This window comes from Burkholderia sp. 22PA0099 (assembly GCF_047497165.1).
Taxonomy (GTDB): Bacteria; Pseudomonadota; Gammaproteobacteria; order Burkholderiales; family Burkholderiaceae; genus Burkholderia.
The window spans coordinates 3447493-3463009 of sequence record NZ_CP163165.1 but is presented as its reverse complement, the minus strand read 5'-3'; the positions used below and the strand labels follow the sequence as shown (position 1 = coordinate 3463009).

Here is a 15517-nt window from a genome sequence, read left to right as displayed (position 1 = left end):
CTCCTGCTCATGTCTCAGTCCCAGTTGGAAAGCCGGCTGCGCTACGAATTTCGCAATGCGGAATTGCTGCGTCAGGCTTTGACCCACCGTAGCCACAGCGCCACGCATAACGAACGGCTCGAGTTTCTCGGCGATTCCGTTCTGAATTGCGCGGTGGCGGCCCTGTTGTTCCAGCGCTTCAGCAAGCTGGACGAGGGCGATCTGTCGCGCGTGCGAGCCAATCTCGTCAAGCAGCAGTCGCTGTACGAAATTGCTCAGGCCCTGAATATTTCGGAAGGCCTGCGGCTCGGGGAAGGGGAGTTGCGCAGCGGCGGGTTTCGCCGCCCGTCGATTCTCGCGGACGCGTTCGAAGCCATCATCGGGGCCGTGTTCCTCGATGGCGGCTTCGAAGCCGCCCAAGGGGTGATCAAGCGCCTTTACATACCGATTCTCGATCACATCGATCCGCGCACGCTCGGCAAGGATGCCAAAACCCTGCTCCAGGAATACCTGCAAGGCCACAAGATCGCGCTGCCGACCTATACCGTGGTCGCCACGCATGGTGCGGCGCACAATCAGCAATTCGAAGTCGAATGCACGGTGCCGAAGCTCGAGATCAAGGTGTCGGGTTCCGGCGCGAGCCGCCGCGCGGCCGAGCAGGCTGCCGCGAAGAAGGCGCTCGACGAGGTGATGGCGCGCCCGATGGCCGCTGCCAAGCCGAAGCGCTCGAAGAGTTCGCGCGCCAAGGGCGAGCCGGACATCGTGCCGGGCGTGAAGGGTGTGCAGGAAGCGCTGGACCTGCGGGCCGCGCCGGCCGAACGCAAGGAACGTACGGCGTCCGCGGCGGGCAAGCCGGCCGACGGCGCCGCCGAGCGCGGCATACCGGTGGCCGTGATTCGCGCGGGTTCGCACGGCGACACTGTGAAATCGGCCGACAAGCCTGTGGATAAACCGGCCGACAAGCCGAACGACAAGCCGCAAGCGACGGATAAACCCGCCGCAGATAAACCCGCTACCGAGAAATCGGCGCCGGCAGCCGGCGACAAGCCCGATACCGCCGTTCGTGGCGCCGGTACGGGCGACCGCACGTTGCGCCTGCGCGACACCACATCCGGGCCGTCCGACGACGCCGATACCGACCTCGCCGCCGCGCCCCTGCGCGTGGCCGATGCCGGTCACTGAACTCCTGATCCAGTCGCGGGCCGCGTCGTGCGGCTCGCCACGCATTGCAGCAACCTGATATGAACGCTCCCGTTACTCCCGCCGGATTCCGTTGCGGCATGGTCGCCATCGTCGGCCGGCCGAACGTCGGCAAATCGACGCTGATGAACGCGCTCGTCGGCCAGAAGATCAGCATCACCTCGCGCAAGGCGCAAACCACGCGCCATCGCATCACCGGCATCCACACGCTGCCGGACGCGCAATACATCTTCGTCGATACGCCGGGCTTCCAGACGCGCCACAGCACCGCGCTGAACCGCACGCTGAACCGCACCGTCACGTCCACGCTCACCTCGGTCGACGCGATCCTGTTCGTGATCGAGGCGGGCCGTTTCGGCCCCGACGATCAAAAGGTGCTCGACCTGATCCCGAAGAACGTGCCGACGCTGCTGGTGCTCAACAAGCTCGACCGGGTCGCCGACAAGAGTTCGCTGTTCCCGTTCCTGAAGGACATGGGCGATCTGCGCGAGTTCGCCGAAGTGGTGCCGCTGTCGGCCAAGAGCGATGACGACGTCGCCCGGCTGATGCAGGTCACCAGGCCCTACCTGCCGGAAGGCGATCCGATCTACGGCGAAGACGACCTGACCGACCGCAGCTCGCGTTTTCTCGCCGCCGAAATCCTGCGCGAGAAGGTGTTCCGCTGGACGGGCGACGAGCTGCCGTACACGAGCACCGTGATCATCGACAAGTTCGAGGAAGAAGGCCGGCTCACGCGCGTGTTCGCGACGATCCTGGTCGAGCGCGATTCGCACAAGGCGATGGTGATCGGCAAGAAGGGCGCCAAGCTCAAGCAGATCAGCACCGAGGCGCGTATCGACATGGAAAAGCTGTTCGACGGCCCCGTGTATCTGGAGACCTTCATCAAGGTCAAGAGCGGTTGGGCCGACAACGAAGCGGGGCTTCGTGCCTATGGGTACGAATGACGGGACGGACGGCGTCGGCGACGATGTCCCCGTGTCGCTGGCCGATCCCGCGCCCGACGTGCCCGACGCCACGGCGGCTTCGTCCGGCACCGCCGCGTCCGAACCCGCTCCCCGCGCACCGGCGCGCAAGCCGCGTCGCGCCAGCGGGCCGCGCGCATCCGAATTTCGCGTTTCCGAGCAGCCCGGTTTCGTGCTGCACAGTTATCCCTATCGCGAAACCAGCCTGATCATCGACGTGCTGACGCGCGACCACGGCCGCGTCGCGCTCGTCGCGAAGGGCGCCAAGCGTCCGCATTCGGCGCTGCGCGGCGTGCTGCAGACGTTCCAGCCGCTGTCGCTGTCGTGGTCGGGCAAATCCGAGATGCGCACGCTGACGGGCGCCGAATGGGTGGGCGGCATGCTGCCGCTGGGCGGCGACGCGCTGCTCTGCGGTTTCTACGTCAACGAACTGCTGGTCAAGTTCTGCGCGCGCGAAGATCCGTTTCCCCCCTGTTCCAGCATTACCTTCTCACGCTCGCGCGGCTCGCCCACGACGAGCCGGCCGTGCAGGTGCTGCGCTCGTTCGAGCGCGTGCTGCTGCGCGAAACCGGCCATGCACGTGCGCTGACCCGCACGGTGTCGCGCCGCACGGTGCAAGCTGACGGCCGCTACGTGTTCGATCCCGAGCGCGGCGTGCGCGAGGCGGACCACGAGCTGCCGTCGCACTGGCCGGTCGTGTCGGGCCAGACGTTGCTCGACATGGAGGAGGACGATTACCATCGTGCGCAGACCGTCGCGCAAAGCAAGACGCTGATGCGCTTCCTGCTCAACACCTATCTGGGCGGCACGCCGCTCGCCACGCGCCAGATTCTGATCGACCTGCAAAACCTATGAGCTTCTTCCTGACCGCGCCCAACGCCATCGATCTCGGCGTCAACATCGATCACGTCGCCACGCTGCGCAATGTGCGCGGCACGAGCTATCCCGATCCGATTCGCGCCGCGCTGGCCGCCGAGCAGGCCGGCGCCGACGCGATCACGCTGCATCTGCGCGAGGATCGCCGCCATATCCGCGACGCCGACGTGCGTGCGCTGCGCCCGCTGCTGGTCACGCGCATGAACCTCGAATGCGCGGTCACGGCCGAGATGCTCGACATCGCCTGCGAGGTGCGTCCGCACGACGCCTGCCTGGTGCCGGAAAAGCGCGAGGAACTGACGACCGAAGGCGGCCTCGACGTGGCCGGCCATTTCGAGGCCGTGCGCGCCGCGTGCCGGCAACTGGCCGAGGCCGGCGTGCGGGTGTCGCTGTTCATCGATCCCGATGCCGAGCAGATTCGCGCCGCGCACGAGGCCGGCGCGCCAGTGGTCGAGCTGCACACCGGCGCCTATGCGGAAGCGCACGACGAGGCCACGCAGCAGCGCGAATACGAGCGCGTGGTGGCGGGCGTGGACGCGGGCGTCGCGCTGGGCCTGAAGGTCAACGCGGGCCACGGACTGCACTACACCAACGTGCAGCCGATCGCCGCGATCGACGGCATCGTCGAGCTGAACATCGGCCACGCGATCGTCGCGCAATCGATCTTCACGGGCTGGGACAACGCCGTGCGCGAGATGAAGGCGATCATGGTGGCGGCACGCGTGGCCGCCCGCCACGGCGGCCGTTGAGCGCGCCATGACGATCTACGGGATCGGCACCGACATCGTTCAGGTGAGCCGGATTGCCGCGGTGCTCGAACGCACCGGCGGCCGGTTCGCCGAGAAGGTGCTCGGCCCCGACGAACTGCGCGTGTTCCATGCGCGCCGCAAGCGCTCCGAGGCGCGCGGCATCGCGTTCCTGGCCACGCGCTTTTCGGCCAAGGAAGCGTTCTCGAAGGCGATCGGCCTCGGCATGCGCTGGCCGATGACCTGGCGCGCGCTGCAAACCCTCAACGAACCGAGCGGCCAGCCCTACGTGGTGGCCTCGGGCGAACTGGCCGACTGGCTGGCCGCGCGGCAGATCAGCGCGCGCGTGACCGTCAGCGACGAACGCGACTACGCCGTGTCCTTCGTCGTGGCCGAAACGCCAGGCGCCGTGCCGGCTCGCGACTGAACCTCTTCTCCACGGACCGACCCGATGAAACCGACTCCCGGCCCCGTCATGCTCGACGTCGTCGGCACGACACTCACGCGCGACGATGCACGCCGCCTGGCCCATCCGCGTACCGGCGGCGTGATCCTGTTTACGCGCCATTTCGAGAACCGCGCCCAGCTGTGCGCGCTGACCGATTCGATCCGCGCGGTGCGCGAGGACATCCTGATCGCCGTCGATCACGAAGGCGGCCGCGTGCAGCGCTTCCGTACCGACGGTTTCACGGTGCTCCCGGCGATGCGCCGGCTCGGCGAGCTGTGGGACAAGGACGTGCTGCACGCCACCAAGCTGGCGACCGCCGTGGGCTTCGTGCTGGCGGCCGAACTGCGCGCCTGCGGCATCGACCTGAGCTTCACGCCGGTGCTCGATCTCGATTACGGCCGCTCGAAGGTGATCGGCGATCGCGCGTTCCATCGCGACCCGCGCGTCGTCACGCTGCTGGCCAAGAGCCTGAACCACGGCCTGGCGCTGGCCGGCATGGCGAACTGCGGCAAGCATTTTCCCGGCCATGGGTTTGCCGAAGCCGATTCGCACGTCGCGCTGCCGACCGACGACCGGCCGCTCGAGCAGATCCTCAAGGTCGACGTCGCGCCTTACGACTGGCTCGGCCTGTCGCTGTCGGCGGTGATCCCGGCGCACGTGATCTACACGCAGGTGGATCGGCGCCCGGCCGGGTTCTCGCCGATCTGGCTGCAGGACGTGCTGCGCGACCGGCTCGGTTTCACGGGGGCGGTGTTCAGCGACGACCTGTCGATGGAAGCGGCGCGTGCGGGTGGCTCGCTCGCCCAGGCGGCCGACGCGGCGATCGAGGCCGGTTGCGACATGGTGCTGGTCTGCAATCAGCCCGAAGAAGCCGAAAAGGTGCTCAACGAGATGCAGGCCGAGGTGTCGGCGGAATCGGCGCGCCGCATTCGCCGGCTGCGTCCGCGCGGCAAGCCGTCGAGCTGGGACAAGCTGACGCGCCGCCCCGACTACCAGCGCGCCACGGCGCTGCTGCGCGAGACGCTGGGATGAGCGCCTGACGGCGCAAGCGTCTAGCCAAAAAGGAACGGGCCACGCATTGCGTGGCCCGTGTCGTTTCGTCGATCCGATGCCGTGTCGCGGAATGCGCGCGGCATCCGCCATCAGTTCATCTTCATGCGTTGCAGCTTGTTGTAGAGCGTCTTCGGGCTGATGCCGAGCAGGGCGGCGGCGCGGTGGCGGGTGCCGCCCACGGCGTCGAGTGTCGCGCGGATCAGCAGATCCTCGACGTCCGACAGCGGCGTGCCGACGCGCACCTGCACGCTGCTGCCGTTCAGCGCGGCGCCCGGCACGAACACGCCGTCGTTGGCACGCAGCGTTTCGATGAAATCGCCCGACGCCTCGTAGGCGAGCCGCACGCGTTCACGCAACTCGCGCACGTTGCCGGGCCAGTCGTACGCCAGGCATTCGCGGATGAAGTCGGGTGCGATGCGCTTGTCGACCGAACCGAGGCCCGCCTTGCGCGCCTCCAGGTTCAGGTCGGTGACGAGCGCCTCGGCGATCTGCAGCATGTCGTCGTCGCGATCGCGCAGCGGCGGCAGCGCGATCGAAGCCGCGTCGAGCCGCAGCCACAGATCCTCGCGCAGCGTACCGTTGTCGAGCGCCTCGCGTGCCGGGCGGCGCGAGGTGGCGATCAGGCGGAAATCGGTGGCGATCTCGGCCGAGCCGCCGATGCGCATGAATGATTGCGAATCGAGCGCGCGCAGCAGCGATTCCTGGATCGACAGCGGCAGGGCGGTTACGTCCTTGAGCAGCAGCGTGCCGCCGCTGGCCTGTTCGAACAGGCCCGGCTCGCGCCGTTCGGCACCGCCGTAGCTGCCGCGTTCGCGGCCGAACAACATGCTTTCGATCACGACGCTGCCCAGTTCGATCACGCGCGGCAATTGCAGCGCGGCGCGGCAGTCGAACTTGACGAGCGGCCCCTTGCGGCGGCGGCTCAGGTCGTGCAGTGCGCGGGCGGTGGCTTCCTTGCCGGTGCCGGCCTCGCCCCACACGAGCACGGCGGCCTCGCTGCGCGCATTGCGCTCGATCATGTCGTACACGTGTTGCGTGCCGTCGCTGCGGCCGATCAGCGGCCCGAAGCGGCCCAGCCGGCGCAGCGTGGTGCGCAGCGTCTGCACTTCCTCGATCAGCTCGTACGGGCGCGGGATGCGCGCCAGCAGGCTGCGCAGCCGCGGAATATTGACCGGCTTGAGCAGGTAATCCCAGATCCCATGCCGCAACCCCTCGATCGCGCTCTCGACCGTCGCATTGCCGGTCAGCACGATGACCGGCAGGCCGCCGTTCGGCTGCTGCGGCTGGGGCAGGTGCTGCAGCAGGTCGAAGCCGCTGCCATCGGGCAGGTTCAGGTCGACCAGCACCACATCGGGAATGGTCCGCGCCAATGCTGCACGAGCCTCGGCGAGCGAGGTGGCGGTGTCGACCGTGAATCCGTCAGCGGCAAGCAGCGCCGTCAGGCCGGACAAGCTGTTGGGATCGTCTTCGACTATGAGGGCGTGTGGCATGGTGTGCGGAATGTTCAATGGGCCGGCCGTTCGTGACGGGCTGTACGCCCTATTTGTTTGATTAGCGTCGGATTTTATGTCCCTTGGCGGCAATAGCGTACGGTATTTACCTTTGAAAGCAAAAGAGTTACCGAAGATACAAATTGATGCCGATTCTGTGTGGCAACGCTGAAAAGCTTGATTATTGCAATTTTATGCAATTATGTGCTGCAGACAAACAAAAAGCGCCCCGAAGGGCGCTTTTTCAAGCCAATCGCGTGAACTTATGCGCGGCTGCGATACTCGTTGGTACGCGTATCGATTTCGATCTTGTCGCCGGTGGCGCAGAACAGCGGGACTTGCAGTTCATAGCCCGTTGCCAGCTTGGCGCTCTTCAGCACCTTGCCCGACGACGTGTCGCCCTTGACGGCCGGTTCCGTGTACGTGATTTCGCGCACGATGACCGTGGGCATGTCGACCGAAATGGCCTTCTCGTTATAGAACACGACTTCGCAAGCCATGCCGTCTTCGAGGTAGTTCAGTGCGTCGGCCATCATTTCGGCTTCGACTTCGAACTGGTTGTAATCGGCGTCCATGAACACGTACATCGGATCGGCGAAATACGAATACGTGACTTCCTTGCGGTCGAGCACGACGACGTCGAACTTGTCGTCCGCCTTATAAACCGATTCCTGGCCGGCGTTCGTCAGCAGGTTCTTCAGCTTCATCTTGACGACGGCCGAGTTACGGCCCGACTTGTTGTATTCGGCCTTGGCGACAACCCACGCATCGCTGCCGACCATCACGACGTTGCCTACGCGGAGTTCCTGAGCGGTTTTCATATCAAAACTGTCCTGTGCAAAAAATTTTCCTGATGTCGCGCAACGGCCGACTACGCAAGCGGGCCATGTCTGGTTCGTTTCGCACGCCGGGCGCCGTGTTTCAGGCAATTGACCGGGGCCGGAACGCGCTTGCGTGGTCCGCCGTTGGATAACCGCTTATTTTAACTGAGATTTTGTGAAATCCGCCAGATTTCCAGCGAGATCGCCCACCGCCGCCAGTTCGTCCGCCCAGGCGTGCGCACGCGCATCGAACGTGGCCCGGTGAGTCGAGAAATCGGCCCAGTCCGGCGTGCCCGCGCCGTTCCAGGCGTGCCAGAAGCGGGCGGCGGCGTCGCGCGCCGGGGCGGGCAATGTGGCGCTCAGGTGGGCAAGCGCCGCGTCGAGTTTCGGCAGGTGGGCGTCGTCGGCCTGCGGATAGATGTGCCAGACGAACGGCTTGCGTGCCCACTGCGCGCGGACGAAGGAATCCTCGCCACGCACGAAGTTCAGATCGCTGGCCCACAACAGCGCGTCGTAATCGGGCTGGGCGACGAAGGCCAGGCCGTGCACGGTGAGCCGGCCCGCCTGCGCGTGGCTGCCCGCGCCGAAGCCGGGCAGGCCGAAGAACGCGGCCACCGCCGGGCCGATACGGCCTTCCGGCACCAGCAGCACGACCGGCTGCGTGCCGTCGCGCCATTGTTCGAGCAGCGCGCCGAGCGCCGGATTTTCATAGGCGAACAGTGAAACGGCCAGCGTGCCGGGCGCCGGCGCGGGGCCGCCGGTGGCGCGTCGCCACCACGCGTCGCGCGCCTCGGCCGAGGCCATGAACGCCTCGCGCCGCGCATCGAGGCCGGTTTCCTTCAGCACGCCGCCGGTGCCGGGGCCGAGCCCCGGAAAGAAGAACGCCTTTTGCAGCGGATAGCGCGGATGCGGTGACGGGCGGCGATGGAAATCGGCCACCCAATCCTCGGCGCTCAGGTATTCGAGGTTGATCCAGACCGGCGCGCGTTCGCGACGCGCCATCGCGCGCACGTACTCGGCCGGCAGTTCGCAGGCGAATGCCTCGATCGCCACGTCGGCGATCGCGAGCGTGTCGCCGGCATGCACCGGTTCGCCCCAATGCTCGATCGCGATGCCGTCCACACTTTGCTTCGCCGCCGCCGGATCGAGGCCGGGCGCGAGCCGGGCGAAGGTGGCCAGGTCGTCGACGAACAATCGCACCTGCCAGCCGTGTTCGCGTGCGAGTTGCAGGGCGAGCCGCCAGCACACGCCGATATCGCCGAAGTTGTCGACCACGGCGCAGAAGATGTCGCAGGCGAGCGGCGGCCCGGAGGCGTCGGGGCGGGCGGGCGATGGGGCAGGGAAGTCGGGCATCGAAGGAACGGGGGCGAATGCACTAAACTGGCGATTCTAAATGACCTGTTCGCGCGCCACGGCGCCCGGATCCCGCATGACAGCCCCCGCATCCGATTCGTCCCGCACGCCTCCCCAGGCCGATCCGTCCGTTCCGGCCGACGCCCCGTTCGAACCGAAGCCGATCCTCGCGCAATTGCCGCACCTGCCCGGCGTTTATCGCTATTACGACGCGGGCGGCGCGGTGCTCTACGTCGGCAAGGCGCGCAACCTGAAGAAGCGCGTTTCGAGCTATTTCAACAAGACGCTGCCCTCGCCGCGCATCGCGATGATGGTGTCGCGGATCGCGAAGATCGAAACCACGGTCACGCGCTCGGAGGCCGAGGCGCTGCTGCTCGAAAACAACCTGATCAAGGCGCTCGCGCCGCGCTACAACATCCTGTTTCGCGACGACAAGTCGTACCCGTATCTGAAGCTGACCGGGCACGCGTTTCCGCGCATGGCGTATTACCGCGGCGCGGTCGATCGCAAGAATCAGTATTTCGGGCCGTTCCCGAGCGCCTGGGCGGTGCGCGAAAGCATCCAGATCCTGCAGCGCGTGTTCCAGTTGCGCACCTGCGAGGATTCCGTGTTCGGTAACCGGACGCGGCCCTGCCTGCTGCATCAGATCAGCCGCTGCACCGCGCCATGCGTCGGCGCGATCGGCAAGGAGGATTACGCGCGCGACGTGTCGAACGCATCGCGCTTCCTGCTTGGCCGGCAGAGCGAGGTGATGAAGGAACTGGAGCAGAAGATGCACGCGTTCGCGGGCGAGCTGAAGTTCGAGCAGGCGGCGGCGGTGCGCAACCAGATGAGTTCGCTGTCGACCGTGCTGCATCAGCAGGCGATCGAGGTCGGCGGCGAGAGCGACGTCGACATTCTCGCCGTGGTGGCGCTGGGCGGGCGCGTGTGCGTGAATCTGGCGATGGTGCGCGGCGGCCGGCACCTTGGCGACAAGGCGTATTTCCCGGCGCATGCCGATAGCGCGCTGGCGTTGGCGGCGGGCGTGGCGGGGGACACCGAGGTGGATGGCGAGGGCGCTGCTGCCGTGATTGAAGATCCGGCGGCGCTAATGGGTCCGATGGCGGACGCTTCCGATGCGGACGAGGCGGCGATGCCGGCCGATTCGGCCGGCGCTGTCGATGCGTTGACGGACGAGGCCGGCGCGGCTCCCACCGACGAGCCGGCCGAAGCCGAAGCCGAAGCCGAAGCCGCCGGCGTGTCGATCGAAACCGAAGTGCTCGAGGCGTTCATCGCCCAGCACTATCTCGGCAATCGCGTGCCGCCGGTGCTGGTGGTCAGCCATGCGCCGTCGAATCGCGAGCTGATCGACCTGCTGATCGAGCAGGCCGGCCACAAGGTCGCGGTGCTGCGCCAGCCGCAAGGGCAGAAGCGCGCGTGGCTGGCGATGGCCGAGCAGAACGCGCGGCTCGCGCTGGCGCGTTTGCTGTCCGAGCAAGGTTCGCAGCAGGCACGCACGCGCGCGCTCGGCGATGTGCTGAGCCTCGAATCGGACGATCTCGCCGAATTGCGGATCGAATGCTTCGACATCAGCCACACGATGGGCGAGGCCACCCAGGCGTCGTGCGTGGTGTTCCATCATCACAAGATGCAGTCTGGCGAATACCGCCGCTACAACATCACCGGCATCACGCCCGGCGACGATTACGCGGCGATGCGCCAGGTGTTGACGCGCCGCTACGAGAAGATGGTCGAGCAGGCGGCCGACGCGGCCGCGGCCGATACCGCAGCCGGCATCGACGGCGACGCGACGCACGCCACGGCGTCCGCCTCGCTGCTGCCGAACATCGTGCTGATCGACGGCGGCAAGGGCCAGGTGGAAGTGGCGCGGCAGGTGTTCACCGAGCTGGGTCTCGATTGCTCGATGCTGGTGGGCGTGGCGAAGGGCGAGGGGCGCAAGGTCGGCCTGGAAACGCTGATCTTCGCCGACGGCCGCGCCTCGCTCGAACTCGGCAAGGAAAGCGCGGCGCTGATGCTGGTCGCGCAGATCCGAGACGAGGCGCACCGCTTCGCGATCACCGGCATGCGCGCCAAGCGTGCCAAAACCCGACAGACGTCGCGGCTGGAGGAACTCGAAGGCGTGGGGGCCAAGCGGCGCCAGCGCTTGCTCGCGCGGTTCGGCGGGCTGCGCGGCGTGGTGGCCGCGAGCGTCGAGGAGCTGGCCAGCGTCGAGGGCATTTCGCACGCGCTCGCCGAGCAGATCTACCGCCAGCTTCACTGAAGCGTCGCGCGCTCACCCTGCTCGCTTGTGGCGGGGCGGGCGGCGCGGCACAATTGCACATCCTCTACCCGTCCAGCCCGTCATGCCGTTCAATTTCCCGATATTCCTGACCTGGGTGCGAATCGTGCTGATTCCGCTCGTCGTCGGCTTGTTCTATCTGCCGGACGTCATGATGAGCGCCGATCACCGCAACCTGGCGGCGGCGCTGGTGTTCGTGCTGGCGGCGCTGACCGATTGGTTCGACGGCTTCCTGGCTCGCAAATGGAACCAGACCTCGGCGTTCGGCGCGTTTCTCGACCCGGTGGCCGACAAGCTGATGGTGACAGCGGCGCTGCTGGTGCTGGTGCAGATCTCGCGTATCGACGCCGCCATCGCGCTGGTGATCATCGGCCGGGAAATCGCGATTTCGGCGCTGCGCGAATGGATGGCGCAGATCGGCGCATCGAAGAGCGTAGCCGTGAATTCGCTCGGCAAGTTCAAGACCGCCTGCCAGATGGTCGCGATCCCGATGTTGCTGTATTATGGCGCGCTGCCGATTGGGGGCGGTATCACCATCGACACTCGCGTGTGGGGCCTGTGGCTCATCTATCTCGCGTCGGTGCTGACGATCTGGTCGATGCTGTACTACATGAAGCTTGCGTGGCCGCAGATTCGTGAGCGTGGCGGTGCGATGTGAAGCTTTGCCGGGGTGTCGAGAAAAAGGGTGCGAAAAACGCTTGACACTCTGAAACAGGTTCTACATAATCTCATTTCTCCGCTGCGCTGAAACGAACGCAGCAGCGAACGAAGCAGTAGCGCGGAGATGGCAGCAGTAAGCAGCACAATGCGGGAGTAGCTCAGTTGGTAGAGCGCAACCTTGCCAAGGTTGAGGTCGCGAGTTCGAGACTCGTCTCCCGCTCCAGATTCAAGCGGTGTTTTGTTGAATCAGCAGTCGCATTGTGGTTCGGCAAAGCCTGCGTAGCAGGTAATGCGGGAGTAGCTCAGTTGGTAGAGCGCAACCTTGCCAAGGTTGAGGTCGCGAGTTCGAGACTCGTCTCCCGCTCCAAAACAAGGGGAAGCCACGCTTCCCTTTTTGTTTGGCAGATTTCCAAAGCGAATCTGCGGAGCAAAAAAAGCTGCGGTCGTTGCGGGCAGCATTTCGTGACGATTCGGCAGTCCGCTTTTGGCGCGATAGCAAAGCGGTTATGCAGCGGCCTGCAAAGCCGTGTAGGCCGGTTCGACTCCGGCTCGCGCCTCCAAGTTGTAAAGAAAAGCCCCGCAAATGCGGGGCTTTTCTTTTTCCAATGTCGAATTGCCACGGCAGCGCACACGAAGTGCGCCAATCGAGATTTACCCCGCCCGCGCCAGCTTGATCGCCCGCTCCGGGCAAGCCGTCACGCACAGCCCGCAAGCCCGGCACGCATCGGCGTTCGGCGTATACGCCACCTTCATGCCGTGCACGCGCAGCTTGAAGCGATTCATCAAACCGAGCGCACCGTAATCGGCGTCATCGATACGCCGGATCTCGAACACGTTTTCCGGGCATACGTCGAGGCAATCGCCCTTGCCCTCGCAGCGTCGCAGATCGACGACGGGCACGATCACGCCCGGCGCCTGCTTGCAGTTCGCGGCCGAAGCCGCCGGGGTACGCGTCATCTCATTCTCCCTTCGGTGCGCCGCAGCGCCGGCTGCGCCATGTCGAGCGGAATTGCTCGCGTTCCTCGGGTGTCATGGCTTCCCACTTCTCCCAATAGCGCTTCTTGTGCCGCCAGCCGCCGCCGTGCCCACGAAAGCCGCCGAACAGGATCCGGCTCAACACGAGCAGCCCGAGCGCGTGCCAGAAATCGATCACGCGCGCGCCGTCGAACAGCGCCGGCACCACCCAGTTCCACAAGCCCATCACGGCCCAGCCGAGCACGCCGATCGCTACCACCACAAAGGCAAGCTTGCCGATCCATCTGATTCCGTATCGCATCGTTTCACTCCTAAATATCGAGTTCGTCATACGTGGCCTGCAGCCGCGAGCGCAGATGCAGAACCGCATAGCGCTTGCGCGCGAGCAGCGTGTTGATCGCCACGCCGCTGTCGGCCGCCATGTCCTTGAAACTTCGTCCTTCGAGTTCGTGCGCGACGAACACCTCGCGCTGGTTCGCCGGCAATTCGTCGAGCGCGGCCTGCAAGGCCTCGAGCAGCACGCTGCGCGCATACAGCGCGTCCGGGCCGGCATCGTGGGCGGGCAGGGCGAGATCGAGCCGGGTGTCGCCGTCATCGGCATCGTCGCCGGTGAAGTCGACGATCGGCTGCTCCTTCTTCTTGCGGAAGCGGTCGATGATGCGGTTGCGGGCCACGCGGAACAGCCACGCGCTGGCCTGCTCGATCGGCGCGGGCAGGCGGTAGGCCTGCACGAATTCGTGCAATACGTCCTGGAGAATGTCCTCGGCATCGTTCGGATCGCGCACGCGGCGGCGGATGAAATTCCCGAGCCTCGTGCGTTCCTGCACGATCGTCGCGGTCATGTCGCGGTCTCGTTCGTTCATCGTGTCGGGGCTGAGTGGCGAATCCATGTGCCTGAAGACGGACGGCACGCGCGGATATTGTGGGCTTCGCGCAGGAATTTTTCGCAGTCCGGAGCGAAACGGGCCACATCTGAAGCTGGCCGCGCCTGAAGCCGGCCGCGCCCAAATGAAAACAGCCCCGTCAGGGGCTGTCCGATCGAGCGGGCCGATACACGCGCAGCGGGTCAGCGCTTGACGCGCCGCTCCCAGGCCAGCTCGACGAACACGCGGCACAGCGCTTCCATGCCGGTACGATCGGCTTCGTCGAAGCGCGCGAGATTCGGGCTGTCGACGTCCCACACGCCGATCAGCGTGCCGTCGGCGGCCACCAGCGGCACCACGATTTCCGATTGCGAAGCCGAATCGCAGGCGATGTGGCCCGGGAATTCGTGCACGTCGCGCACCACCTGGGTGGCGCGCGATTGCGCGGCGGTGCCGCATACGCCGCGGCCGAGCGGAATTCGCACGCAGGCCGGCTTGCCCTGGAACGGGCCGACCACCAGCTCGGTGCCGTCGTAGAAATAGAAGCCGGCCCAGTTCAGGCCATCGAGCGAGTGATAGACGAGCGACGAGAAGTTCGCCGCGTTGGCGACGAGATCCGTTTCCGCTTCGATCAGCGAGCGCGCTTGCGCGACGAGCGTGTCGTACAGCGCGGGTTTCGAGGCGGGCAGGGAATCGGAAAGTTCGAACATGATCGGGAGCGCGAAAAATACGGAATGCGCAGCGAATGCCGCGCGTCCGCGCAGTCTAAAAGAAATCGGCGCGCCGCGCTGCCGATGGCCGCCGGGGACATATCGCGTGCTTCAGTCGGGTTCGAGTTCGGCGAACCGGTCGGCCAGAAAATCGACCAGCGCACGCACGGCCGGCAGCAGCCCGCGCCGCGACGCGAACACGGCATGCACGATCTCGCGGCGCGGCGCCCAGTCGGGCAGCACGACGCGCAGTTTGTCGTGCGCCACGGCCTCGCGAATCATCATGGTCGGCAGTTGCACCACACCGACGCCCGATATGGCCGCCTCGCGCAGCGCGAACATGCCGCGCGTGACGAAGCGCGGCCGGTGCGGAATGGTGGCCTGCACGCCGTCCGGGCCACGCAGGGCCCAGGCGTGATCGTCCTGCGGCACGCCGAGCGCGAGGCTCGGCAGCGCGGCCAGATCGGCCGGCACGCGCGGTACGGGATGGCGCGCGAGCAGCGCCGGGCTGGCGACCAGGCACTGGCCGCGCTCGACGAGCCGGCGCAGCACGAGGTCGCTGTCTTCGAGCGGCGGCGGCCGCACGCGCAGCGCCACGTCGATGCCTTCGCCCACCACATCGACGCGCCGGTTGGTTTCCTCCAGATGGATCTCGACGTGCGGGCAATGCGCCATGAAGGCGGCCAGCATCGGGCCGACCAGCGCATCGAGCAGCGCGATCGGGCAGGTCATGCGCACGATGCCGCGCGGCTCGGCGTGCAGCAACGCCACGGCTTCGTCGGCGGCGTCGGCCTCCACCAGCATCGCGCGGCAATGCGCGTAATAGGTGGCGCCGGTCTCGGTCACGGCAAAGCGCCGTGTCGAGCGCTGGATCAGACGCATGCCGAGCCGTTCCTCGAGTTCGGCGATGCGCCGGCTCAGGCGCGATTTCGGCATGTTCAGCGCTCGCCCGGCCGGCGCGAAGCCGCCGTGGTCGACCACCTGCACAAAGAAGTAGAGATCGTTCAAATCCCGCATCATCGTTCACCCAGTAGAACGCTGAGTGTGATTTTCCCATACTACCGCTCCGATTGTTCCGATCCTATGCTTCTCCCATCGCCCGG

15 protein-coding genes, 3 tRNA genes and 1 pseudogene are annotated in these 15517 nt (G+C 66.2%); 11 read left to right on the top strand and 8 right to left on the bottom strand.

Going from position 1 to position 15517, the window contains the following annotated elements:
- Window positions 1–9: 9 nt before the first annotated feature.
- The 6 genes and pseudogenes from rnc (at window position 10) to nagZ (ending at window position 5243) form a co-directional block, all read left to right on the top strand.
- Complete coding sequence (gene rnc / locus AB4851_RS30675) at window positions 10–1161, top strand: ribonuclease III (RefSeq protein ID WP_414450092.1); 1152 nt, start codon at window positions 10–12, stop codon at window positions 1159–1161.
- Window positions 1162–1220: 59 nt separating this feature from the next.
- Entirely contained in the window at window positions 1221–2123 is a 903-nt protein-coding gene (gene era / locus AB4851_RS30670) for a GTPase Era (RefSeq protein WP_414444298.1), read from the top strand.
- Window positions 2110–2996: pseudogene (recO, locus tag AB4851_RS30665) on the top strand (DNA repair protein RecO). The gene era and the pseudogene recO overlap by 14 nt, the downstream one beginning before the upstream one ends.
- On the top strand, window positions 2993–3766 hold the full coding sequence (gene pdxJ / locus AB4851_RS30660; protein WP_414450091.1) for a pyridoxine 5'-phosphate synthase: 774 nt from the start codon (window positions 2993–2995) through the stop codon (window positions 3764–3766). Before recO ends, pdxJ begins: the two are co-directional and overlap by 4 nt.
- Before the next feature lie 7 nt (window positions 3767–3773).
- Complete coding sequence (acpS, locus tag AB4851_RS30655) at window positions 3774–4190, top strand: holo-ACP synthase (protein ID WP_414450090.1); 417 nt, start codon at window positions 3774–3776, stop codon at window positions 4188–4190.
- 24 nt (window positions 4191–4214) lie between these two features.
- The gene (nagZ, locus tag AB4851_RS30650; RefSeq protein WP_414450089.1) at window positions 4215–5243 is read left to right on the top strand and encodes a beta-N-acetylhexosaminidase; all 1029 of its coding nucleotides are present in this window, start codon (window positions 4215–4217) and stop codon (window positions 5241–5243) included.
- A 110-nt stretch (window positions 5244–5353) separates the two neighbouring features.
- On the opposite strand, the gene AB4851_RS30645 is transcribed toward nagZ, so the two are convergent.
- From AB4851_RS30645 to earP, 3 genes are all read right to left on the bottom strand, one after another.
- On the bottom strand, window positions 5354–6754 hold the full coding sequence (locus tag AB4851_RS30645; RefSeq protein ID WP_414450088.1) for a sigma-54-dependent transcriptional regulator: 1401 nt from the start codon (window positions 6752–6754) through the stop codon (window positions 5354–5356).
- 263 nt (window positions 6755–7017) lie between these two features.
- Window positions 7018–7575: an elongation factor P gene (gene efp, locus AB4851_RS30640; RefSeq protein WP_414444303.1), complete on the bottom strand. Its 558-nt coding sequence runs from the start codon at window positions 7573–7575 to the stop codon at window positions 7018–7020.
- A 156-nt stretch (window positions 7576–7731) separates the two neighbouring features.
- Window positions 7732–8928 carry an elongation factor P maturation arginine rhamnosyltransferase EarP gene (earP, locus tag AB4851_RS30635; protein WP_414450087.1) on the bottom strand — a complete coding sequence of 399 codons (1197 nt, stop codon included), beginning with the start codon at window positions 8926–8928 and terminating at the stop codon, window positions 7732–7734.
- Between the two features lie 76 nt (window positions 8929–9004).
- Here earP and uvrC point away from each other — a divergent pair, with 76 nt between their 5' ends.
- The 5 genes from uvrC to AB4851_RS30610 all read left to right on the top strand — a co-directional run bounded on the left by uvrC (window position 9005) and on the right by AB4851_RS30610 (window position 12426).
- Window positions 9005–11188, top strand: coding sequence for an excinuclease ABC subunit UvrC (gene uvrC, locus AB4851_RS30630; RefSeq protein WP_414450086.1), 2184 nt, complete (start codon window positions 9005–9007; stop codon window positions 11186–11188).
- Window positions 11189–11270: 82 nt separating this feature from the next.
- Complete coding sequence (pgsA, locus tag AB4851_RS30625) at window positions 11271–11864, top strand: CDP-diacylglycerol--glycerol-3-phosphate 3-phosphatidyltransferase (RefSeq protein WP_414444306.1); 594 nt, start codon at window positions 11271–11273, stop codon at window positions 11862–11864.
- 149 nt (window positions 11865–12013) lie between these two features.
- Window positions 12014–12089: transfer RNA gene (locus AB4851_RS30620), tRNA-Gly, on the top strand.
- A 68-nt stretch (window positions 12090–12157) separates the two neighbouring features.
- Window positions 12158–12233: transfer RNA gene (locus tag AB4851_RS30615), tRNA-Gly, on the top strand.
- 119 nt (window positions 12234–12352) lie between these two features.
- A tRNA-Cys gene (locus AB4851_RS30610) sits at window positions 12353–12426 on the top strand.
- A 91-nt stretch (window positions 12427–12517) separates the two neighbouring features.
- On the opposite strand, the gene AB4851_RS30605 is transcribed toward AB4851_RS30610, so the two are convergent.
- The 5 genes from AB4851_RS30605 to AB4851_RS30585 all read right to left on the bottom strand — a co-directional run bounded on the left by AB4851_RS30605 (window position 12518) and on the right by AB4851_RS30585 (window position 15431).
- Window positions 12518–12823, bottom strand: a complete 306-nt coding sequence (locus tag AB4851_RS30605; protein WP_414444308.1) for a 4Fe-4S dicluster domain-containing protein — start codon at window positions 12821–12823, stop codon at window positions 12518–12520.
- Between the two features lies 1 nt (window position 12824).
- The gene (locus AB4851_RS30600; RefSeq protein ID WP_414444309.1) at window positions 12825–13142 is read right to left on the bottom strand and encodes a hypothetical protein; all 318 of its coding nucleotides are present in this window, start codon (window positions 13140–13142) and stop codon (window positions 12825–12827) included.
- Between the two features lie 10 nt (window positions 13143–13152).
- The gene (locus AB4851_RS30595; RefSeq protein WP_414450085.1) at window positions 13153–13704 is read right to left on the bottom strand and encodes an RNA polymerase sigma factor; all 552 of its coding nucleotides are present in this window, start codon (window positions 13702–13704) and stop codon (window positions 13153–13155) included.
- A gap of 203 nt (window positions 13705–13907) precedes the next feature.
- Window positions 13908–14414 carry a GAF domain-containing protein gene (locus AB4851_RS30590; RefSeq protein ID WP_414444311.1) on the bottom strand — a complete coding sequence of 169 codons (507 nt, stop codon included), beginning with the start codon at window positions 14412–14414 and terminating at the stop codon, window positions 13908–13910.
- Window positions 14415–14525: 111 nt separating this feature from the next.
- Window positions 14526–15431, bottom strand: coding sequence for a LysR family transcriptional regulator (locus AB4851_RS30585; RefSeq protein ID WP_414451983.1), 906 nt, complete (start codon window positions 15429–15431; stop codon window positions 14526–14528).
- Window positions 15432–15517: the final 86 nt, after the last annotated feature.